A 21,497-nucleotide genomic window follows, 5' to 3' on the forward strand; every position below is an offset into this window, starting at 1 on the left:
GGCGATCACTTTAATTTCATTGGCTGATCGCCATGTTGTATTTCGGCAACACTGCATAAAGATTGCCTGATGTTCGATTCGAAAGAATCGCAAATGAATTTCAATCGGCTCATCGCTATCGTCCGTGATCACATTCGATCGGTAAAGTGCGGGTGCCGGAGTCGCCGACCGATGCCGCTGCGCCACATCCGTCCCGCGACTCTCCCCGTTCGCCCGACGGCATCGCTGTCATGGGCAGGACGGCGGTCAGCTGCCGGACAGGATGCGGCGCAAACGGTCACCGAGTGCTCGGCTTCCTTCCGCAACGGCCAGGCCGCACAGCGCGTCGTCGTCGAGCGGACCCGGCTCCAGGCGGGCGACGAGCAGCCCCAGCCGCGTGCGTACGGCCGCCGGCGAGCGCGCCGTGTCCAGGTGGGCCTCGACGCGGCGCACCAGCTCCCGGCGCCGGGCCTTCACGTCCTCGCACCACAGCTGGAACAGGCCGCCGCTCGGCAGGACCACCAGCGACCCCATCGGGGGCAGCGCCTTCTCGCCCGTGGTCCGGAAGGCGTCCCCCGCCAGTCCCACCCGGTGCGAACCGCCGTTGACCCGGCGCGGCCGAAAACCGCTCAGGCCCTTTGCGCTCAGCCAGCGCCCGGACTCCTCGTCGAAGTGCGACCGGGCGTCCTCGTTCGCCGCCTCCAGGGCGCTGAGGGCGGCATCGGAGGTCTCCAGCGCTGCTCCCAGCCGGGGGTCGTGCTCGCCCCGCAGCGGGCGGGTGCAGACCAGGTGCTGCGCTCCTTCGGGGCCGCGTGCGACGTGCACCACGCAGGCGGGCAGGTACTCCACCTCGTACCCGACGATGTCCCGGATCTCGATGGCCGAGGGCAGGTTGTACCGCTCCCGGTCGCTGAGGCCGGCCAGCTCTTTCACCGCTGCCTCACGGAACCTCTCGGGACACAGCAGGGGGATGGCGGCCCCTCTGTGCTGCCCATCTGCGGTCAGACCCGCCCCGGTCCGGTGGTAGTAGGCGCCGGTCAGCGGCTCGGACGAGAAGCCGTCGAAGCGCAGGATCCGCCGGTCGTCGAGCTCGACCGTGTACAGCGTCCCGTCCTCCAGGGACCGCCTGCCGAGCGCGGTCAGGGCCAGCGAGCCGTCCTCGCCCTCGACATGGCCGACCGCGCGCAGGAAGGCCAGCGCCTGCCGGACGAGCGCCGGGTCCAGCGAGAGGAACGTGGCGAGTTCGGCGGATCCGGTGAGCCCGGCCTCGCCGACGCCTCGGATCAGATAGCGGTCGATGAGCTGGTAGGGCTGCGCTTCGGTGACAGCCGCCCGCACCTCGACGCGCCAGAGGGGAAACATCACCGTGTGCGCCGACAGGGGCGCGGCCGCGAGGGCGAAGGCAGCATGTCCCGCCGCCTGGCCGGGGTCGAATCCCAGCGCCGCGGTACGGGGGTTCATCGTCCTGCCTCCTGGACGGGTGCTCCCGGCAGGAGCTCGCGCAGGTCCCGGTAGCGCAGGATCTGGCCCTGCGTGTCGACGTGTTCGCGCAGCGCGCGGGCGAGGTCGCGGAACTCGGGGTCCGTGGCCCGGGTGAGCGTGCTCAGGTCGCCGACCAGCACGAGCTGTCGCCTCGCACGGGTGAACGCGACGTTGGCCCGCCGGAGTTCGTCCAGGAAGCCCACGTTGCCGCCGGGGTTGCTTCGGGTGAACCCGTAGAGGACGACGTCCCGTTCGCCGCCCTGGAAGGAGTCCACCGTGGCCACGTCACCGCCGCCGGCGGCCGGTGGGGCGAGGCGGGAGCGGACCAGTGCGGCCTGGGCGCGGTAGGGCACGATGACCGCCCACTCCTCCTCGTCCTCGGCGTAGTGCTGGGCGAGGTCCGCGAGCAGCGCGGCCTCGGCGGTGTTGAGGTAGCCCCGCGCGCCGTCCGCGGTGCGGCGCGGCCGGCGCTCGGCGCGGTCGCCCGGCGGCAGGTCCGAGGTGTCGACCAGGACGAAAGGGCTGCGGAACAGCCGGGAGTTCACCGGACGGCGCCCGGCCGGGGTGATGAGCCGTCCGTCGTAGAAGACCCGGGAGCAGAAGTCGGCCACTTCCCTGGGCATGCGCCGCTGTTCCCACAGGCAGGCGACGGCATGCCCGGGCAGGCGTTCCCGGGCGAGTTCGAGGACGCTCCTGCCGATCAACCGGGCGGCATCCGGCTCTGCCTGGTCGCGCGCCCAGCGCATGACCTCCTCGTCCTGGAACGGGGGCAGCTGCCGATCGTCGCCCACGAGCAGGCCGCGCCGCGCCCGCACCAGGGGGACCAGCGCGTCCGCGGTGGTGATCTGCCCGGCCTCGTCCACGACGGCGAGGTCGAACTCCACCCCGGTGAGCAGGGCGGGCCCCGCGGAGCCGGTGCTGGTCGCGCCGACGACGTGCGCGTAGCGGATCAGTTCGGCCTGGAGCTGGTCAGTGGCCTCCGAGACGTCGGCGTGCCACTGGGACAGCAGCTCTCGCCGGGCTTTCAGCAGGGGTGCCGCCTGCCGCGCCCAGGCCGCGAACGCTGCCAACTGCCCGTCGTCGGGTGGCTTCGCGCCCTCCTGCCCGGGCTCGGGGAGGGGTGGTCCCTCCCCGACGGGGGCCAGCCGCCTGCGGCAGTGCCAGGCCCGGTCGACGGCGGTCAACCGCAGCTCACGGCACTCCCGCGCGGCCTCCCGCAGGGCCTCGTGCGCCGCTTGCACCTGCGGACGGTCGCGGGTCGCCGCCTCCAGCGCCGCCTCTGCCTGGCGCCGGGCGAGGTCGGCACGCGCGGTCACCCCTTGCCGTGTCTCCCATGCTGTCGCCGCGCGCGTCAGCAGCCTCGCGCTCCACCACTGCCGTAGCCGCCCCGGCACCGTGCGGCGATCGGCCGCCCGCCACCGTTCCCGGCGGTCCACCAGAGCGGCGTGGCGCAGGGCGGCCCGCGCCTGCCGGCGCCGGGCCCGCCTCAGACGGGCCTCGAGGCGGTCCACCCGGCTCTGCTCCGGCCCGGCCACCGCTCGTATCGCCGCGCGCCGCGCCACCCGGGCCGCCTCCTGCGCCTGCACCGCGGACTCCAGCCGGTCGAGGGCGTCGTCCAGGGCCTTCACCCATTGCGCCGCCCGGCCGTCGTCATGCTGCCCCAGACGCGTCCCGACCCGGTCGAGGATGCCCTGGCGCAACGCCGTGGCCCGGGTGTGGAGGAGGTAGGGGAGGGCCGCCTCGGACACCCTGCCCTCATGTCCCACCCGCACGACCAGCAGGTCATCGCCGAGCCTGCTCAGCACGTTGTCCACGGCCTGGTTGCTGTGCGCGGTGACCAGGACGCGGCCCGAGCGGCCTCCCTCCCGCGCCACCGCGCGCACCACTTCGGTGATCACCCTGGTCTTGCCGGTCCCGGGCGGGCCGATCACGACCGACAGGTCCTCGGTGGCGAGGGCCGTGGAGAAGGCGGCAAGTTGCCAGTCGTCCAGCCGCTCCACGGCGTTGCCCCGGGCCCGGCCCGTACGTGGATCCCGGGTCCCGGCCAGTACCGACAGCAGGTGCGGATTGCGGGCGGTGCCCTCCCGGAGGTCGGCGAGGGCTGCGGTACGGCGGGTGTGGGCGGTGCCGTTGGCGACCCGCTCCAGCTCGCCCTGCCGGGGCAGGAGGGCCCAGTCGACGGCGCGGTCGAACGCCACGGTGACGTGTGTCTGCGGGCCGACGGCCACGACCTGGCCGCGCAGTCCCGGCCGGCCGCGCACCTGCACCACCTCGTCCTGCCCCGGCGCTTCCCGGCCGTGCAGTGCGAAGACATACACCGAGCGGCTGCTCAGGCGCCGCTCGGCCGCCGGGCGCACGGCGCGGTACACGTACGGTGCGGTGGCGCGGACCTGACCGCGTTGGATCTCGAACTCCTTGTCGACCACGCGCTGCAGCTCGCCGAGCAGACGCCGCTCGCGCCTGCCCGGCTCCGAGGCGGCCTTCCCGCCCGCCATGTCCTTGCGCAGCAGTTCCCACTCCTCGGACAGCGCTTCCCAATGGGTCTCGGCGCCGTCCGGGACCCCGCCGGGCGTGTAGCGCACGGTCCAGTCGGAGGGCTTCAGCAGCAGACAGCCCCGGGCCAGCGTGTGATGGTCCTTGAAGCACAGAGTCCGCACGGTGGTCATCCGGTAGCAGCGTGCCGGGCCGGCTCGCGTGCCCATGTCGGGGACGAGTACGGCGAGCATGCCGCGCCCGTACAGCAGGAGCCCTCGCTTGCCCTGGTGCAGGTCGAACACGGCCGGCACCTCTCCGCGTGCGCGGAATTCCGCCGTCAGGTCCTCGACGCAGCCGGGCATGCGGGAGTGGGCCCGGTGCAGCCGGCCGAGGTCTCCGTCCGCCGAGTCGGTCGGCACGACGACCACGGGACCCGGCAGGGCGACGGTGCGTGTCAGCATGCCGCCGCACCTTCGGCCGCCGTCCCGCGACCGTCCGTACGTGCTCCAGGGACCGTGACCCCCAGGTCGGCCGCGCTCTGCCGCAAACCTGCGGCCAGCGCCTGCCCGGTGGGACGTGCCGCCGGGTCGTCGTCGAGCGCCGCGTCCAGCAGGCGCTCCAGGCTCGTCGGTGCATCCGGAGCGTGCACGCGCACGGGCACGACGGCTTCGGTGTCCGGCGCCGTCCCGCTGGTCAACCAGTAGGTGAGCGACGCCAGTTGAAACACGTCCGTGGCCGCGCCCACCTGGTGCGGGCGGAAGTCCCCCGGCCACTGCTCGGGCGCCCGGTGTGCCGCCGGCCCCTCACCGGGAACCGGCGACCGGAACGCCAGGCCCAGATCCCGCAGGCGCAGCGCGCCGCCGTCGACGAGGAGGACCGCGTCCGGTTCCAGGCAGCGGTGGGCGAACCCCGCCCGGTGCAGGTCGTCCAGGGTGTCGGCCAGATCGGCCAAGGCGGGCAGTACGCGGTGCAGCAGGCCGCCGGGCAGCGGCCCTGTCTGCCGGTACGCCTCGGACAGTGTGGGCGCCGCCCCGATCGCCTTGCGGCCGGCACCGGGCCAGGCCAGGGACAGCAGGGCGCTGCGCGGCCCCAGGACCCGGTGCACTCCGACGGTCGGCAAGCCGGGCCGCGGGGCCAACTTGCCCAGCAGGCTGTTCTCGTGGCGCAGGGCTGACAGTGCCTCCTGCGCGAAGCGGCCGCGGTCGTCCATGACGTCGATGCGGCGCAGCCAGACGAAGCGCTGTCGCCCATGGGCCTTGGCGGGGCCGACCCGCAGGGCGCGGCCACGCAGCTCCCGGGCCGAGCCGTCGGCGAGGGAGCCGCGGCGCACCAGCCCTTCCTCCTGGAGCAGATAGTCGGCACCGCCCACGTCCACGAGCTCCCCGGCGGACCAGGTGTCCCGGCGCGGCGGCCGGGGCCGCGGAGCGCCGGCGCGCAGGGCGGTGCTGCGCGGGGCCGTGGCGGCCTGGGGTGGTGCGACGGTCCTTCCCGCCTCCCGGTCCTCAAGTCCTCGGATCATGCCGATGGCGAAGGCCGCGGCGTTCCGGGCGGCGAAGGCCTGTCCACCGCGCCGGTCGACGGCATGCTTGGCGCCGTCCGCCCTGTCGCTGATGCCGCGGACGGTCAGAGCGGGGCAGGCCCCGGACATCTGCACCGCCCGCGCCATCCCGGCGCTCTCCATCTCGATGGCCACGGCGTCCTCGTAGTGCGTGCGCAGCTGGTCGCGCAGTGGGGACGAGGAGCTGTTCAGCACGACCTCACCGACGGCCACCGGTTCGAAGTGCACCCCGGGCGCCGATGCTCCGGCGCCCAACTCCGCGACCCAGTCGCTCTTGCGGGTCCTCCTGGCCAGCTGGTCCAGGTCGTGGGCCAGTTGCCAGGCGCTCGGACGCGCTCGGAAACCCCCGGAGTCCTCCTTGCCGCCGTGGACGGCGTACACCTTGGTGGCCACCACCACGTCGCCGAGTGCCACATCCTCCTTGAGGGCACCGGCCACGCCCACGAACATCACCATTCGCGGCGCGAACAACTGCACGGCCTTGGCCGCCACGACGGCGGCGCCGTCGTTCCCCCGCCCGATCTCCGCGAGCGCCACCTGCCAGGGAGTGCCGTTGACCCAGCCCATCCGGTACTGGGTGCCGATGTCGTCCTCCCGGCCCCAGCGGCACCCCGCCAACTGGTCCTCCACCGCGTCGAATTCCACGGCGAGCGCGGTGAGCACGACGACGGTCCCGCCATTTCGCACTTCTGTTCGCGCATTTCGCACTGTTCCCCCCGGTGCTTCTTCGTCGAAAGCACGGTCACTGTATCGACGGCGGTGGAGCGTGCAGGGGGAATTCGTGTATCGCGTTTACCGTGAGATCGAACTCATGAACGGAATTTGAAAACGAATTACTTCGTCCGCGCCGAACTCCTGGCGGCCGACGCGAGGATGATCTGGAACACCGGCTGGACACTCCCGCAGCTGCCGGAGGGGTCCTCGGTGTAGGGGCGAGGATGTCCGCCGCGGTCGGTGCCGTCACAGGCCGCGTGCCGCTCACGAAGTGTGGCCGATGCCGGCCCCCGTGGCCGACGGGGTGGCTACTCGGTGTGAGGCGCTTGCTTCCGGCGGTGCGTCGACGTCTCCTTCGACCGGGCCCGTACGCCGGCTCTTCCGGCCCCGCCGGTGACACCCCCTTGTGCTTCGGCTCCCCGGCACCCCCGTCACCGACCTGCCGAGGTCGTGGTGCCCGCCCCGCCGTGGCGTGGTGATACTGGGGGAGTGACCGACGCCGAACGGCCATCGGACGAGCGCCTGGACCAGCGCCTGGAACGCACCATCCTGGAGCTGCTGGAGCGTCGCGACCCGGCCGCGACCATCTGCCCCTCCGACGCCGCGCGGGCGGTGTACGAAGGGGACGACGACGGCTGGCGCGCACTCATGGAACCCGCCCGCCGGGCGGCCCGCCGACTGGTCGACGCCGGGCTGGTGGAGATCACCCAGAAGGGCCACCCGGTCGCGCCGGCGACGGCCCGAGGACCGATCCGCATCCGCCGGACCCGCTGACCCACCTCGGCCCGCCGTGCAGCACACCTCGGATCCGGTACGCGGATGTCTCGGGGCAGCGCGCCGATGGTCCGGCGCCCGCCTGCTGACCGGTCCGACCGCAGGTTCCGACGTCGCAGACAAATCCGCCGGACGATGATCGCGATGGGCGTACCAGACGTGGATTCCCCCATCAGGCGCTCGACGGACACCACGCAGACACGAACCCCGCGCAGATGGTGACGTCCGAGCTGGACCTGTCGCTCTGGAGCGACCGGTGTGAGCGGCCGCCTGGTCGTATGCAACCTGGCGGCTCGCGGCAGACCGTTGCGCCGACGGCGGGTTCGACGCGGCGCGGCGGGCAAGTACGCCCACCAGCTCAAGATGGCTGTCCAGGTGTCGCCAACCGCATCCTCTGCGCAAGCAAACGGTGAGAGCGCTCTCAACGAGCATGGGAAGCGTGCCCGTCCACAGGTGATCCGTCAAGACTCGAAGGCAAAAGGGGCTTCGAGCCGCGTTTGAGGACCGTCCAACTGCCTTCTGTGTCGCATCTATTGACGTCGAGGTTTCAACAGTCTTACGTTTCCGGCCAACTGAGAGCGCTCTCGAAATGTTCCGGACACCACCGTGAGACCCCCCTATCCGTCGTGACGACACGAGGTGCCCCTCCATGCCAGCCCCCCGCAACAGACCAGCCGCAGTGCTGGTCCTGGCCGCTGCCCTGGCCGCCACCGGACTCGGTCCGGCCGCGACCCCGGCTGCCGCCGCCACGATCCCCGTCGGCGCCGGCAGTTACTCCGACACCCGACCCGTCGGTACGGTCGGCCCCACGACCAACACCGGCACGCCGGTCACCCCCAAGGTGACGTCCGCCGCCCAGGGCAAGCCCGTGCCGACCAACGACTGGTGGTCATCGCTGGCCTTCCAGCGCTACGGCGACAACCCCCACTCGACCCCGATGTACGGCCACCCCCTCACCTACCAGGCCGTCTCCGGAGGCCTGCAGATCGGCTACCCCACCACCCCCACGATCGTCGGCGAGGGCCGCCAGTACGAGTACGCCCACAAGGCCGACCTCACCCTCGGCCTCACCGGGCTCAACTCGCCCGACACCAAGGCCGACGCCTGGAGCGACTGGACCGTCACGCCCTACTGGTCCGACGGCACCCGCACCCTGCGCACCACCATCGGCCACGGCATGCCCTTCGTCTACGCCAAGGGCTCCGGCGGCAACGCCCAGATCACCACCGCCTCCGCGCCCACCGTCTTCGCCGACCAGGGCAACGTCCTCGGCATCACGGTCGCCGGACACCACTACGCCCTGTTCGCGCCCACCGGAAGCGACTGGAACGTCTCCGGCTCCGCCGTCACCGCGGGCCTGGGCGGCAAGGACTACTTCTCCGTCGCCGTCCTGCCCTCCACCGACGCGCTCGCCACGTTCCGCAAGTACGCCTTCAGCTTCGTCACCGGCTCCAAGGTCGACTGGAACTACAGCGGCGGGACCGTACGCGCCACCTACACCCTCACCACCGAGGCCAAGGAGGGCACGGAACGCGGCACGCTCCAGGCCCTCTACCGGCACCAGTGGCTCAACACCACGGACGCGCTGACCCCGTACACCTACGTCTCCCCGCGCGGCACCATGAAGGTGCGCGAGTCCGCCTCGTTCACCACCTCGCAGAAGGCCTCCCCGGTCCTGCCCGGCCTGCCGAAGACGAACGGCGTGGACACCACCCGGCTGCGCGGCTACCTCAACGACGTCGCGAACGCCTCGGACCCGTTCTCGGGCGCCGTCGACACCTACTGGACCGGCAAGGCACTCGGCAAGCTCGCCCAACTGGTCCCGCTGGCCGACCAGATCGGCGAGACCGCTATCCGCGACAAGCTCCTCGGGCTCATCAAGGGCCGCATGCAGGAGTGGTTCACCGCGGGCGGCGCCAACGAGTTCTCCTACGACCAGGCCTGGAAGACGCTCACCGGCTACCCCGCCTCCTACGGCAGCGACAGCGAGCTCAACGACCACCACTTCCACTACAGCTACTACGTCTACGCCGCCGCGATCGTGGCCCAGTACGACCCTGCCTGGGCCGCCGACTCCGCCTGGGGCGGCATGGTGAAGACCCTGATCCGCGACACCGCCAACCCCAGCCGCACCGACAGCGCCTACCCGTTCCTGCGCGGCTTCGACGTCTACGCCGGCCACAGCTGGGCCTCCGGCCACCAGGGCTTCGCCGCCGGCAACAACCAGGAATCCTCGTCCGAGTCGACCAACCTCAGCGCGGCCCTCGTGCTGTGGGGCTCCGCCACCGGTGACCCGGCGCTGCGCGACCTCGGCAGCTACCTGCTCACCACCGAGGCGGAGGCCATCGCCCAGTACTGGTTCGACGCCGACGAGCAGGTCTTCCCCTCCTCCTTCGGCCACGACACCGCGGGCATGGTGTGGGGGAGCGGCGCGGCCTACGCCACCTGGTGGACGGCCAACCCCGAGGAGATCCACGGCATCAACGTCCTTCCGGTGACCGGCGGTTCCCTGCACCTCGGCGGCGAGAAGGCCGCCATCCGACGGAACCTGGCGGAGATGGAACGCGAGAACGGCGGCCCGGCCGTCGAATGGCGGGACATCCTCTGGGAGTTCCAGTCGTTCGCCGACCCGGCGGCGGCGAAGGCCAAGTGGGACGCGGGCCATGCCTCGTACACCCCGGAGGCCGGCGAGTCCAAGGCGCACACCTACCACTGGATCCAGACCCTGCACACGCTCGGCGCCCCCGAGCCCACCGTGACCGGTGACCTCCCCTCCTCGGCCGTGTTCGCCAACGGCACGAACCGCACCTACGTCGCCCACAACTACGGCTCAAGTGCCCGCACGGTGACCTTCTCGGACGGCAAGACCCTGTCTGTGCCCGCCCGTTCCACCGCGTCCGGCACCGGAACCGGCGGCGACCCCGACCCCGACCCCGATCCGCCGACCGGCAACACGTTCCAGCTGCGCTCCGGCGGCACGCTCACCACGGCCACAGGCGGCACGGCGGGCAGCGACACCATCGCCTCCGCCGGCGGCGCCAACCGCGACGGCACTCCGTACCAACCGCTCGTCTACGAGGCCCGCGGCGTCAACGGCACCCTCACCGCGGGCGCGAGCACCGCGTTCCGCTTCCAGGTCGACGCGGGCACCACGGTGGGCCTCGGACAGCAGGTGCGGATCAGCTACGACCTCACCGGCAACGGCTCCTTCGACCGCACGGAGACCTACAACTACTTCGCCACCGACCCGGTGGCGGGATGGGAGCAGTACGCCCAGACACGCGGCCTGAAGTCGGCCACCGGAAGCCTCGGCAACCTGGCGAACGGCACGGTCCGGCTGGAGGTGTGGAGCGCCATCGGCAACGGCACGTCAAAGCTCCAGACCGGCACGGAGAACTCCGTGCTGGTGATCCCCTTCAGCTGACCGGGACGGCTTCGTCCTCTCGGCCCCTCACGGGAACGCGGTGGGCACCGGCAACCGAGCCGGTGCCCACCGCGCCCGTATGCGCAGGGGCGCGCCCGGCGTCAGGCCGACGCCCGCCGCACCAGCGACGTCGGCGTGATGACGCAGTCAGGCGCAGGGCTCCCGGTCTCGTCGAGCATCCGCATCAACAGCTTCACCATGAGCCGGCCCATGCCCTCGATGTCCTGGCGGACGGTGGTGAGCGCCGGGTCGGTCAGCTCGACCACCGACGCCATGTCGTCGAACCCCACCACGGCCACGTCATCGGGGACCCGCAGCCCCCGCTCACGCAGCGCGCGCAGCGCCCCCAGCGCCATCAGGTCGCTGGCGACGAACACCCCGTCGACATCAGGACGCCGCTCCAGCAGCTCGGCCATGGCGAGGGCGCCGCCCTTCTCCGTGAAGTCGCCCTGGCAGACCAGCGCAGGCTCTGCGTCGACGAGGACGTCGTGATAGCCGGCGACCCGGTCCAGGGCCGCCGTCAGGTCGGCCGGGCCGGCGATGTGCGCGATGGTGCGCCGGCCCAGGGAGACGAGGTGCTGGACCGCCTGACGGGCCCCGCCGCGGTTGTCGCAGTCGACGTAGGGCACCGCGAGACTGCGGTCCACGACCGACCGGCCGCCGAACACGGTCGGAATACGGGACTTGTCGATCAGCGCCGGCAACTCGTCGTCGTTGTGCACGGAGAAGGCGAGCGCCCCGTCGACATGCCCGCCGCCGAGATAGCGGGCGATCCGCTCGTGATCTCCACGGCCCTCGACCCACAGCAGCACCAACTGCGCGTCATGCGCCGTGAGTTCACGGCTGATGCCGCGTACCTGCTGCTCGAAGAACGGGTCGGAGAAGATACGGAACTCCGGCTCCGCGATGATCACGGCCACTGCGCCGTTGCGCCGCGTGACGAGGGTTCGGGCCGCGTGATTGGGTACGTAGCCGAGCTCCTCGACCGCCTGGCGCACCTTGTCGACGAGCGGGGCGCGCACCCCCGCACCGCCGTTGACCACCCGGGACGCGGTAGCCCGGGAGACACCCGCACGGGCTGCGACGGCTTCCAGAGTGGGGCGGGACCCCATGATCGGCTCGGGCAAGGCGGGCACTCCCTCGTCTGGGGCACGTTCGGTCCGCGGCGAAGCGGCGCGGTCAGGATATCGACAGCTGCCAGACGCGTGAGAGCGCTCACAACCGAGGACGGTGTCCGGATCATCGCCACCTCACACGGCTCTTGAAGCACCGTCCCGCTTCGGGTGGCTGGGTGGCCAGCGATAGGCGGCGAGGAAGACGCGGGCGCCGGCGGCGGCATAGCGGTCGAGGTCGGCCTCGTTGTGCTGGGTGCTGCCGGTGAACATGGCCTGGTTCACCGGGATCCACAGCAGCAGGCCGGCGAAGTGGTTCGCTGCCAGGAGTGCGTCGTCGATGCGGAGCAGTTCCTGATCGGTCAGGTGCTGGAAGGTCGCCGCAAGCGTGCCGAGTACTCGTTTGAAGCCCTGCTCGTACCACTTGCTGCCGAGGTCGGGGAAGACGTCGGCGTTGGCGATCCCACCGCCCTTCCGCGCCCCCGTCTTCGTCCTGACCCACGTCCCACGGGAACCCTGGGTGCGGCAGGGCGGCACCACCTTCACGTTTGCGACCGAAGGGATCGACAGCGCGCTGGCCCAGGCTCGCCAGGCCGCAGGAGACAAAGACGTCCAGATCTCCGGCGGTGCAGACACCGTACGGCAGTTCATCGACGCCGGGCTGCTGGACGAACTCCAGATCCATCTGGCGCCCGTCGTACTCGGCGCGGGCGTCCGGCTCTTCGACGGCGTCTCGCCCGCTCTTGAACTGGTGCCCACCCGGGTGGTCGACTCCGCCCAGGTCACCCACCTCACCTACCGGGTCAGGTCGTTCCAGGTCACGGCCGGCGATCTCACTTCACTTCACGACACCGCTGCCTCCTGATAATGCCCCAGGTACCGGAACGCACCGTCGACAGCCTCGAACTCGAACATCGCGTCGTGGTTGTAGCCGTACCCCTGCTCGTACTTGACCGTGCGGGTGATGCCGTCATATGTGATCTGGGGCATCCGGCGGGCGATCGCGCCCCGCTCCGTGAGCGGGGTGCCGTCCTTGTCGCAGGCCCGGGCCAGGAACAGTACGGCGTCGTAGGCTTCCGCCGCGTACCAGCCAGGGGCGGCGCGGAAGCGCGCGCGGTACGCCGCGGTGAACGCGCGGGCTGAGGGGCGGGCCGTCGGATCGGTGAAGGACGTGGTGAAGATCCAGCCGATGGCGGCGGCACCGGCGGATGTGAGGAACCGCGGGTGGAGGGCCCTTTCCGTTGCCATGCCGGTGCCGGGGAACCGGTCGGCGGCCAGCGCCGAGGCGAGCCCGGCGGCCCGGGCCGCGTCGCCGGTGAAGACGACCGCGTCCGCGCGGACGGACCTCACCTTTGCGGCGAGCGATCCGTAGTCGACCTTCCCGGCGGCCACGCGGGTCACGGTGGCGTCCCGGCCGTTCTGCCGCAGCGCCCGCTCGGCCTGGTCGCACACGGTCCAGGCGAAGTCGCCCTGCGCCCGGTCGTCCACCAGGAGCACATGACGGGCGTCGACGTGGCGAATGAGGTAACGGACGCAGGGGCCGGCGAGGAGGTCGTACGTGACGCTCAGCGCCGCATGGCAGTGGAAAACGTTGGTATCGAACGCCGAACTCATGGTCTCTGTGCCCACCGACACGGACACGACGGGCATCACCGCCTGGGTGTACGTCCGTTCTGTGGCCTGGAAGCAGGCATCGGTGGTGGGGCCCAGTACGGCGAGCACATCGGCGTCCTTCGCCAGCCGGGCGGCCAGCTCGTCGGCCCGCCCCGGGTCGCCGCCGTCGTCGTACGTCCGCAGCCTCAGCCGGAACGGGCGATCGCTGTCCGCGTTGAGCTCTTCAACGGCCAGGCGGGCGCCGTTGAGCTGTGCCTTGCCGCTCTCCTTGCTGGCTCCGGTCAGATCTCCGTGGAACGCCACGACCAGTTCAGGGCGGGGACGGCCCGCCCCGGACGGGGTGGATGCTCCCGGTTTCGCCCGGGTGCTCCACCACCAGGCTCCCCCGCCCGCCGCGACGAGTCCCGCCGTCGACCCGAGGCGAAGGAAACCGCGGCGGCCGATCGCGCCAGGAGCCGGGCGGGCGGCGGCGATCGCCGTCAGCGTCGCAGCGTCCGGCGATGCCGTTCCCGACGCGCCCGCGGTGCCCGGCGCGCCCTCCGTGATCGACGGCCTCGACGCGGACACGTGGGTCGGCTCGATCGCTCCGATGGCGAGCACGGCAGCGGACCTGTCGTTGATCAGCCGGGTGACCGGCGCCGGCAGCCAGTCGAGCGGTTCGGCGGAGTCGGCCGCCGTTCCCTCCTCGAGCGCCGCACGGAGCCGCGAGAGGTCCGGGCGGTGGACCGGATCCTTGTGCAGGCACGCTGTCAGAAGGGGTGCCAGGGCGTCCGGGAACGACGCCGGATCGGGCTCCTCGTAGACCGTCCGCAGCAGCACCCCCGCTGCCGCGCCGCCGCCGAACGGCCGCACCCCGCTCGCGGCGTACGCGAGCACGCATCCCAGGGAGAACACGTCGCTGGGTGGGCCGATTTCGCCGCCCAGCGCTCGCGCCTGCTCGGGCGACAGGAACCCGGGCGAGCCGACGATCACGCCGCTGGAGGTGAGCGCGGTGGCCTCCGGCGCGCGGGCGATGCCGAAGTCGATGAGCCGTGGCCCGTCCGGGGCCAGCAGGATGTTCCCCGGCTTCACGTCGCGGTGCACGAGACCGGCCCCGTGCACCGCCTGAAGCGCCTCGGTAACCCGCACACCCAGCACCCGCACGGAGGCGAGCGGCAGCGGCCCGAAGGCGTCCACCGTCTCGGCGAGCGAGGGACCTGGCACGTACGCCGTCGCCAGCCACGGTGTCTCGGCGTCGGCGTCCGCGTCCAGCAACGGCACCACCCAGCGGCTGCGGACCTGCCGGGCCGCCTCGACCTCACGGCGGAAACGGGCCCGGAATCCGCTCTCGTCGGTGTAGGAGGACCGGACCGTCTTCACCGCGGCGATCGCCCCGCCCGGCGCGCGGGCCAGGAATACCACACCCATGCCGCCTGCGCCCAGCCGCCGCAGCAGACGGTAGCGGCCGATCCGGGCCGGGTCGCCTGCCCGCAGCGGCTCCATCAGACGGTGAGCGGCGCGGGGCCGTCGTAGACGAAGGCCCCTTGGTCCACCCGCCAGAGAAAGCCGCCGGTGCCGTCGATGGCCAACATGCCGAACTTCTCGTCGAAGGCGAACGTCTTGGTGATGCCCTCGTACTTTCCTCCCCGTACGGCCGCGAGCAGGTTCTGCCGGGTTCGGCGCTTCGACGGCAGCTTGGCCAGGGCCTTGAGGAGCATCGCGGTCACGTCGTAGGCCTCCGCTGCGTAGCGGGGCGGTGCCTCCTCGAAGCGTTCGCGGTAGGCGGCGGCGAACTTCTTCGCCTCGGGTTTGCGGGTCGCGTCGATGACCGGGGCCACCAGCACCCAGCCCTCCGCCATCTCCTGGGCCTGCGTCAGGAACTGTTCGTCCAGCAGGGCCGGGCCGGACACCCGCGCACCCTTGAATTGGCGTTCCCTCAGCGTCCCGGCGATCAGTGCGCCTCGATCCGGCAGACCCGCGAAGAACACGGAGTCGGCTCCCGCGGAGAGAACCGCGTCCACCGCGCCGCCGAAGTCGCGGCGCATCGCGCTGACCACTTCCGGTACGGACGGGTGCTGGATGCTGTTCAGCGTATTACTGAGGGAACTGGCCAGGCTGGTCGCGTAGTTGCCGGCCGGGCGGTCGACGACGATGCCGACCTTGCGTGATCGCGCGGTGCCGCGCAGGTAATTGCTCGCGTAGATGGGCAGCACCGCGTCGGGCAGCCGGGCGTGCAGGTACGAGCGGAACCCCTGGACGGACAGCGAGGTCGTGGCGGGGGACACGGCAACGACCGGCAACAGCCCGGCGTCGTACGTCGCGAGCGCTGCCTGCCCGGTCTCGTCAGTGGTCGGGCCGACGACGGCGAGGACCGCCGGATCCTCGGTGAGCTTCGCCGCGACCCGCGCCGACGCTGCCGGATCGCCCCCGTCGTCGACGGCCTTGGCCCGCACGGTGAAGGGGGCGTCGCCGCGTGCGTTGAACTCCGCGACCGCCAGCCGTAGTCCGCGCTCCTGGGCTCGGCCCGTCTCCCGCTGCGGGCCGCTGAGGTCACCGTGGAACGCGACGGTGTGCACCGGCCCGCGGGGGGAATCGTCGGTGGCAGGGCCGTCGTCTGCCGAGCCGTCGTCGCGGGCCACCGCCCACCAGACCCCGCCGCCCGCCGCCAGCGCCGCGGCCCCGCCGGCGAGCAGCAGGAAGCGGCGCCGGCTGTCGGGGCGGACGTCCTGCGGCTGCGTCGGTCCGGCCGTCTCTCGTGTGTCCGGTTCTGCCGGGTCGTCAGCGGCCGGCGGGTCGGAGGGCACCAGCGTGTGCTCGATGTCCGGCAGAGCGAGTGCGGCGGCCGACCGTTGAGCGATCAGCCGGGAGACCGGCTCGGGCAGCCACCCGGGCGCCGCGTCGTCCAGCGGCGGCGGCGCGTCCTCGGACGCTTCTTGATGCTGGGCGGCGCCGTCGGCCGTCAGCCCCCGCACCAGCTCCCGGGCATCCGGCCGCCGGGCAGGATCCTTCTCCAGGCAGCGACCCAGGACGTCATTCAGTCCTTCCGGCACTCCGTCGAGATCGGCCGGGTCGTGGACCGCCCGGTAGAGCAGGGCGTCGACCGCGCCGCTGCCGAAGGGCGCCCGGCCGGTGGCCGCGAACGCGAGTACACAGCCCAGGGAGAACACATCGCTCGCCGGGCCGATGCCGTCCCCGCCACGCCCCTCGGCCTGCTCGGGGGACAGATAGCCGGGGGTGCCGACGACCATTCCGGTCACCGTGAGCGTCCGGTCCTCCGGTGCGCGGGCGATGCCGAAGTCGATGAGCCGCGGGCCGTCATGGGCAATGAGGACATTGCCCGGCTTGAGGTCCCGGTGGACCAGCCCGGCCCGGTGCACCTCACCCAGTGCCTCGGCCAGCCGGGCGCCCAGCAGGCGCACACCGCGCTCGGCCAGCGGCCCGTACGCGTTCACGGCCTCGGCCAGCGACGGTCCGGGCACGTACGCGGTCGCCAGCCACGGTGCCTCGGCGTCCGGGTCGGCGTCCACCAGAGGTACCACGAAGGGACTGTGGACCCGTCGGGCGACCTCGACCTCACGGCGGAACCGCTCCTTGAAGCCCGGCTCCTCGGCGTACTCGGCGAGCAGCACCTTCAGCGCCACCAACGCGCCGCCCGGTGTACGGGCCAGGTACACCACACCCATGCCGCCGGCGCCGAGCCGCCCGAGCAGGCGATGGTCCGCGATACGCGCGGGGTCCGACGAACGCAGCGGCTCCATCAGGTGTCCCCTCCGAGCTCGAACTCCACAGTGTTGATCATCACGCCGTTGGCGTTGGCGGCGTACTTGTCCAACTCGTTTGCCGTATAGCCCTCGGCGCCCTTCACCGACACCGCCAGAGTCACCGTCCCGAGCCGCGTGACGTACCAGCGGTAGGTCTGCTCGCTTTTCCCGGTCACGTACTTGCCTATCTCCACGACATGGTCGTCGGCGTAGGTGTTGTTGCCCTGGCCGTATGGAGACGCGGCTGATATCAGTTCGGTGATCCACTCGTCCGTACGGACCTGCTGCTGCCGACAGCGCAACGGCTCCTCCAATGTGGAGGCCAGCCGCTCGTCGGCGTCGCGGACCGTGCGGTGCACGGTGACCGACGCGGTCACCTTGACCTCGCCCTTGCCATCAGCTGCGGGAATCTCGCTGTAGCGGGACAGGGAGGCCAGGACGCCCTTGGGCAGCGCCTGCCGTTCCCACCGACACTGCTCGTTCAGCACGGCGACGGTGCCAGGGGTGCTCACGGCGGGCTGCTGAGCGCGGAACCCCGCACCCCACCCCTGCGGTTTGAGCGTCACAGCGGCTGCCAGCGCCTCGGCCCGGCTCTTCGTCCTGGGCACCTTGGCCGGATCAGCGCGGAACGGCGGCGGCAACGACGCGTCACCGCCCGAGGGGGAGGCGGAAGCGGTAGTGGACTTCGAAGGTGCTGAAGACCTCTCCCCGTTCGCTTTGCCGTCGTCCCCTAAACCGCAGCCGCTGAGCAGCACGGTCGCCGTGGCCACCGACACGACGGCTCGGCACGGCCAAGTCCCCATGCGCACGCCAGCATTGACGTCGCTCATTCCGCCCCCCTTGGCTCGCGAGCCCCCGCTCGCGTCCGGTGATCGTATCGACGGACGCGAGGAGCGGGCGGGCGGTTGCACGAACGGGGTGGGGGCCGATGCGGGTGCGCGGTGTCGGCGACCGCCATGGTGTGGCGAGACACGCCACGACGGTCACGATGCTCTGCCCAGCAGCCCACGAGACCAGGCGGGGTGAGCGAACATCCCCCTAGACAGCCGGTGCCGCGGAACGGAAGGCTCCTCCCTCATCCGGCAATCAGTCGCAGCAGCAACAGCAGTCGCAGCAGCCCCCGCCACCGCAGCCGCCGTCCCCCGAACCACCACCGGATCCCCGGCCGCCCCCGCCCGAACCACCCGAGGAGCCGCCCGAGTTGCCGCCGCCCGATCCGCCGGACCAGCCGTCCCCCCTGGAGCCGTCCCGGCCGGAACCGTCCCCACAAAAGTTGCCGCTGCCTTCGAACTGCGCGGCCTCCGCGGTCTCCGTGGCATCCTCCAGATCGCAGGTGCAGCAGCTGTTGCACAAGCCGCATTCGCGGCACAACTGGCGCCACTGGCCGCACCGTCGGCACTGCGCCTCCGGGGGCCGGCCCGACGCCATCGAGGCACCCTCAGGCCCCGCGCCCGTCAGCGCCCCGATGCCGCAGCCCGTGCCCTCCCCTGAGAGCGGTTCCGTCGCGCTACGGCGGCCCAGCCAGGGAAGTACACGCGGGCCGCGCGCCTGGTGGCGGTGCTGGTGGCGACGATGCCGCTGGTCGAAGACGCGGTCGACGGCACGCTCCAGCTCCCCACCCAGCAGCGCTCGCGCCAGCCGCCCGTCAACGAACTCGGCGTCGGACAAGGCGAGTTGGATCCCGTGGACGGCGTCGTCGCAGAGCCGACGCACTTCGCTGCGGTCCGCGCCGGTCACGCCGATCGGGTTCCACGCCCCGGTCGACTCGTCCGCGGCCAGGTCCTCCACCGCGTCGAGCAGATGCGCCAGCCGACCGAACAGACGGCCCGCCTCCGCGAGCGGCTCAACGTTTCCGGGTCGGCCAGCGAGTACCGCGGTGTGCGTGAAGGCGGCCGCGGTTGCCGTCTCCGTGGGTTCCGTGACGGTCAGGAGCGAGTCGCCCGGGCCGGTCAGCCGTTCGATCTCCGGCTGCCGTTCGACCGCGGAGATCAGGACCGTGGTGTCGAAGCCGAGCCGTTCGCCGCCCGCGGCACCCGCACGGTTCCAGCCCTGGGCGATTCGGCGCGCCGCCAGCGTCACCGGGCGGCGGCCCAACAGGCCGTCGCCGTCGGCCACATGGTCACGTACTTTCGCCGCGGCCAGCACCAGCGACACTGTCGCGGCCAGTCTGGCGCCCTCACCCTGCGCCACGTCCGCCGACCGCATCCCGCGCAGCGGACACGGGCCGGCGCCTCGCCGCCAGTCGCCGGTGCGCTCCGACTGCGCCTCGGTCAGCACCGAGACGATCAGGCCGTCGTAGTTGGTGGCCACCCGTGCGAACTGCCCGTACTCGCCGCGCAGCGCCAGGCACAGCCCGCACAGATGCGCCATCCACTCGGTACGCATGCCCTCGCCCAGGCGATGGCGGCATGGCCGGATGATTCCGAACATCGAAGCTCCCCCGTAGTCACTGCTGCCAGTTCACAGCCGAACGGGTGCAGCCGTCCACACGGCGCGACCACGCGCACCCCGGAACCGCCCGTCACCCGGTGGGCGACATGCTAAAGCCTGTTCGTACAGGCGTTTGTTCGTTACGGCTGCCCCAAGGATGAGCACGAGATCTGCTCGGGTCTGTCGGGGCGGTGAAGGCGCAGGGTGGATGGGGTGGCCGTTCGGCCGGCTCAAATCCGGGGGGCTGGACGGCGGCGACCCACCAGGGCCGGCGGACAGCGCCGAGCGTCGTAACCCGGGTCAACCCTCGTGTCCCTGTCAGGCGCGGTGATGCGGCAAAGACCTTGTTGACGAGGTCTCGATGAACTCCCGGTTCCGTCGGCGAGGCCTGTCCCGGCGGGTGCCGCAATCTATTCGGTGGGCTCCCGGATGCGGCGCGGCATATCCTTCGCCCGTGAAACTGCGCTTCGAGACACGCCGGTCCGACTCCCCCTGGGTCGACACCGTGTGGAGCTGCACGAGCGAGCAGGTCACGGCGATGACATCGGTGGCGGGGGTGCGCTGGGGACTGGTGTTCTGCGAGCAGGACGGCCAGGCGTACGCGGCCATCACCGGTCCCGAGACCCGGACCGGCACAGCGCCGGTACCCGCGGGCGCGACGTTCACGGGCATCGAGTTCGCCGTAGGCACATCGTTGCGGGCCGTGCCCATGGCGGCGCTGGTCGACGGCGGTCTCGAGCTCCCCGGCACCACGCGGCGGGCGTTCCGGCTGGACGGCTCGCGCTGGGAGACGCCCGGCCCTGATGACGCCGAGGCCCTGGTGGAGCGTCTCGTCCAAGCCGGGATCGTGGTCCGTGACCCCCTCGTGGCCGAGGTGCTGCGGGGCCACCGCCCGGCCCTCTCGGAGCGCACGGCCGAACGCCGGTTCCGTGCCGCGACCGGGCTGACCCAGGGCGCAGTCCGGCAGATCGAACGGGCGCGTACGGCGGCCGAGCTGCTGGCGGCCGGCGCCCCGGCGGCCGACGTCGTCGCCAAGTTGGACTACTTCGACGAACCGCACCTGGCTCGGGCATTGCGCTCCTACGTGGGGCGCACCGCCAGGCAGCTGCGCGAGGGCACGGGTGGCGCGATCGCGCTCGATACGGATCAGCGCTTGATTTCGTAGACCAGCTTCATGATCCCGTTCGAGTAGGTCTCCGACTCCCGCAGCGTCAGCATCTGCTTGGCGCGGTCGGCCCGGCCGAACAAGCTCTTCCCGGCACCGAGCAGCACGGGGAAGACGAGCAGGTTGTACTGGTCGATGAGCCCTGCGTCCGACAGCCGCCGGGCCAGCTCCGCGCTCCCGTGGATGAAGATTGCGCCGCCCTCGCTCTTCTTGAGCGCGGCGATGTCCTCGGTCGAGCGCAGGATCGTCGTCGGCCCCCAGCCGTCGACGAGGGCATCGTCGGCCAGCGTGGACGACACCACGTACTTGGGCAGCTCCTTGTAGGCGGCGTGGTCCTCCGAATCGGGCCAGACCCGCGCGAACGCCTCGTAACTGCGGCGGCCGAACATCAGTGCCGTCGTGTCGGTGAGCTCCTCGCCCTTCAGCGACCAGGCTTCGGGAACGAACTCCAGGTCCTCGACCACCCAGCCGCCGCTGCGGTGGCCCTCTTCCGTCCCGCCGGGGGAGTCCACGACGCCGTCGAGCGACATGAAGCCGGTGTAGACCAGGTCACGCATGGTGCTGTCTCCTCAAGATCGGGCGAGCTGTTGGATGCACGCTAACTCGCGGCCGCGCGGCCGTCTTGTACGGAAACGACAGTCGGCGCAGAGCACGTCTTGTGGCGAGGTGCCGACCAGTCCTGTTTCGTGGCGGGCCTCGACGGTGGCGAAGGCTGATGCGGCCGCTGCTGTCTCGTCGGTCACTGCATCAGTTCGGTGTGGGGATGGTCCGGTGCCGACGGACATATGTAGAGCTGTTGGCTGTAGCCGCTGCCGATCTGGACCGCGGTCGGTTGCCTCAGGCTGGGGTAGCGGTGGTCATGGGAGGACGCGGCGGCTTGGTCTTCCTGGGGAATCCAGCTCCGGGTGGGAGGCGTAGGCGCTGTCCACACCGCCCCTGGCCGCCTGCCACCTGCTCTATTCACCCAGCTCCGCGCGCAAGTCCTTGCCCAACTCCATGAGGCTCGGGAACTCGGTGACCTGCTCCGGCG

14 protein-coding genes are annotated in these 21,497 nt (G+C 71.7%); 4 read left to right on the top strand and 10 right to left on the bottom strand.

All coding sequences use genetic code 11. The features are described from left to right. Positions 1-246 precede the first annotated feature (246 nt). From M8H82_RS10570 to M8H82_RS10580, 3 genes are read right to left on the bottom strand one after another with little or no spacing between them, the layout of a single operon-like run. Positions 247-1,440 carry a hypothetical protein gene (locus tag M8H82_RS10570; RefSeq protein WP_250072485.1) on the bottom strand — a complete coding sequence of 398 codons (1,194 nt, stop codon included), beginning with the start codon at positions 1,438-1,440 and terminating at the stop codon, positions 247-249. After that, positions 1,437-4,397, bottom strand: a complete 2,961-nt coding sequence (locus M8H82_RS10575; protein ID WP_250072487.1) for a DEAD/DEAH box helicase — start codon at positions 4,395-4,397, stop codon at positions 1,437-1,439. The genes M8H82_RS10570 and M8H82_RS10575 overlap by 4 nt, the downstream gene beginning before the upstream one ends. Next, complete coding sequence (locus M8H82_RS10580; protein ID WP_250072489.1) at positions 4,391-6,181, bottom strand: hypothetical protein; 1,791 nt, start codon at positions 6,179-6,181, stop codon at positions 4,391-4,393. Before M8H82_RS10580 ends, M8H82_RS10575 begins: the two co-directional genes overlap by 7 nt. A 516-nt stretch (positions 6,182-6,697) precedes the next feature. Here M8H82_RS10580 and M8H82_RS10585 point away from each other — a divergent pair. Next, entirely contained in the window at positions 6,698-6,982 is a 285-nt protein-coding gene (locus tag M8H82_RS10585) for a DUF3253 domain-containing protein (RefSeq protein WP_250072491.1), read from the top strand. Positions 6,983-7,631: 649 nt separating this feature from the next. After that, positions 7,632-10,406, top strand: a complete 2,775-nt coding sequence (locus M8H82_RS10590) for a glycosyl hydrolase (protein ID WP_250072493.1) — start codon at positions 7,632-7,634, stop codon at positions 10,404-10,406. A 101-nt stretch (positions 10,407-10,507) separates the two neighbouring features. Here M8H82_RS10590 and M8H82_RS10595 read toward each other — a convergent pair whose 3' ends face one another. Together M8H82_RS10595 and M8H82_RS10600 are read right to left on the bottom strand one after the other, a co-directional pair. Further along, positions 10,508-11,518: a LacI family DNA-binding transcriptional regulator gene (locus M8H82_RS10595; RefSeq protein WP_250072534.1), complete on the bottom strand. Its 1,011-nt coding sequence runs from the start codon at positions 11,516-11,518 to the stop codon at positions 10,508-10,510. A gap of 138 nt (positions 11,519-11,656) precedes the next feature. Next, on the bottom strand, positions 11,657-12,064 hold the full coding sequence (locus M8H82_RS10600; protein ID WP_250072495.1) for a TetR/AcrR family transcriptional regulator C-terminal domain-containing protein: 408 nt from the start codon (positions 12,062-12,064) through the stop codon (positions 11,657-11,659). Between M8H82_RS10600 and M8H82_RS10605 the strand changes: the two genes are divergently transcribed. Then, on the top strand, positions 12,039-12,383 hold the full coding sequence (locus M8H82_RS10605; RefSeq protein ID WP_374211645.1) for a dihydrofolate reductase family protein: 345 nt from the start codon (positions 12,039-12,041) through the stop codon (positions 12,381-12,383). The genes M8H82_RS10600 and M8H82_RS10605 overlap by 26 nt on opposite strands. On the opposite strand, the gene M8H82_RS10610 is transcribed toward M8H82_RS10605, so the two are convergent. From M8H82_RS10610 to M8H82_RS10625, 4 genes are all read right to left on the bottom strand, one after another. Then, positions 12,362-14,614, bottom strand: a complete 2,253-nt coding sequence (locus M8H82_RS10610) for a bifunctional serine/threonine-protein kinase/ABC transporter substrate-binding protein (RefSeq protein ID WP_250072497.1) — start codon at positions 14,612-14,614, stop codon at positions 12,362-12,364. The genes M8H82_RS10605 and M8H82_RS10610 overlap by 22 nt on opposite strands. Further along, positions 14,614-16,869, bottom strand: a complete 2,256-nt coding sequence (locus M8H82_RS10615; protein WP_250072500.1) for a bifunctional serine/threonine-protein kinase/ABC transporter substrate-binding protein — start codon at positions 16,867-16,869, stop codon at positions 14,614-14,616. Before M8H82_RS10615 ends, M8H82_RS10610 begins: the two co-directional genes overlap by 1 nt. Continuing rightward, positions 16,869-17,702 carry a hypothetical protein gene (locus M8H82_RS10620; RefSeq protein WP_250072502.1) on the bottom strand — a complete coding sequence of 278 codons (834 nt, stop codon included), beginning with the start codon at positions 17,700-17,702 and terminating at the stop codon, positions 16,869-16,871. Before M8H82_RS10620 ends, M8H82_RS10615 begins: the two co-directional genes overlap by 1 nt. Positions 17,703-17,958: 256 nt before the next feature. Continuing rightward, the gene (locus M8H82_RS10625) at positions 17,959-19,302 is read right to left on the bottom strand and encodes a DUF5685 family protein (RefSeq protein ID WP_250072504.1); all 1,344 of its coding nucleotides are present in this window, start codon (positions 19,300-19,302) and stop codon (positions 17,959-17,961) included. A 454-nt stretch (positions 19,303-19,756) separates the two neighbouring features. Here M8H82_RS10625 and M8H82_RS10630 point away from each other — a divergent pair, with 454 nt between their 5' ends. Then, positions 19,757-20,467 carry a helix-turn-helix domain-containing protein gene (locus M8H82_RS10630; protein ID WP_250072506.1) on the top strand — a complete coding sequence of 237 codons (711 nt, stop codon included), beginning with the start codon at positions 19,757-19,759 and terminating at the stop codon, positions 20,465-20,467. Here M8H82_RS10630 and M8H82_RS10635 read toward each other — a convergent pair. Next, positions 20,449-21,024 carry a dihydrofolate reductase family protein gene (locus tag M8H82_RS10635; protein ID WP_250072508.1) on the bottom strand — a complete coding sequence of 192 codons (576 nt, stop codon included), beginning with the start codon at positions 21,022-21,024 and terminating at the stop codon, positions 20,449-20,451. The genes M8H82_RS10630 and M8H82_RS10635 overlap by 19 nt on opposite strands. Between the last annotated feature and the right edge of the window lie 473 nt (positions 21,025-21,497).

It is taken from the genome of Streptomyces sp. YS415 (genome assembly GCF_023544665.1).
Taxonomy (GTDB): domain Bacteria; phylum Actinomycetota; class Actinomycetes; order Streptomycetales; family Streptomycetaceae; genus Streptomyces.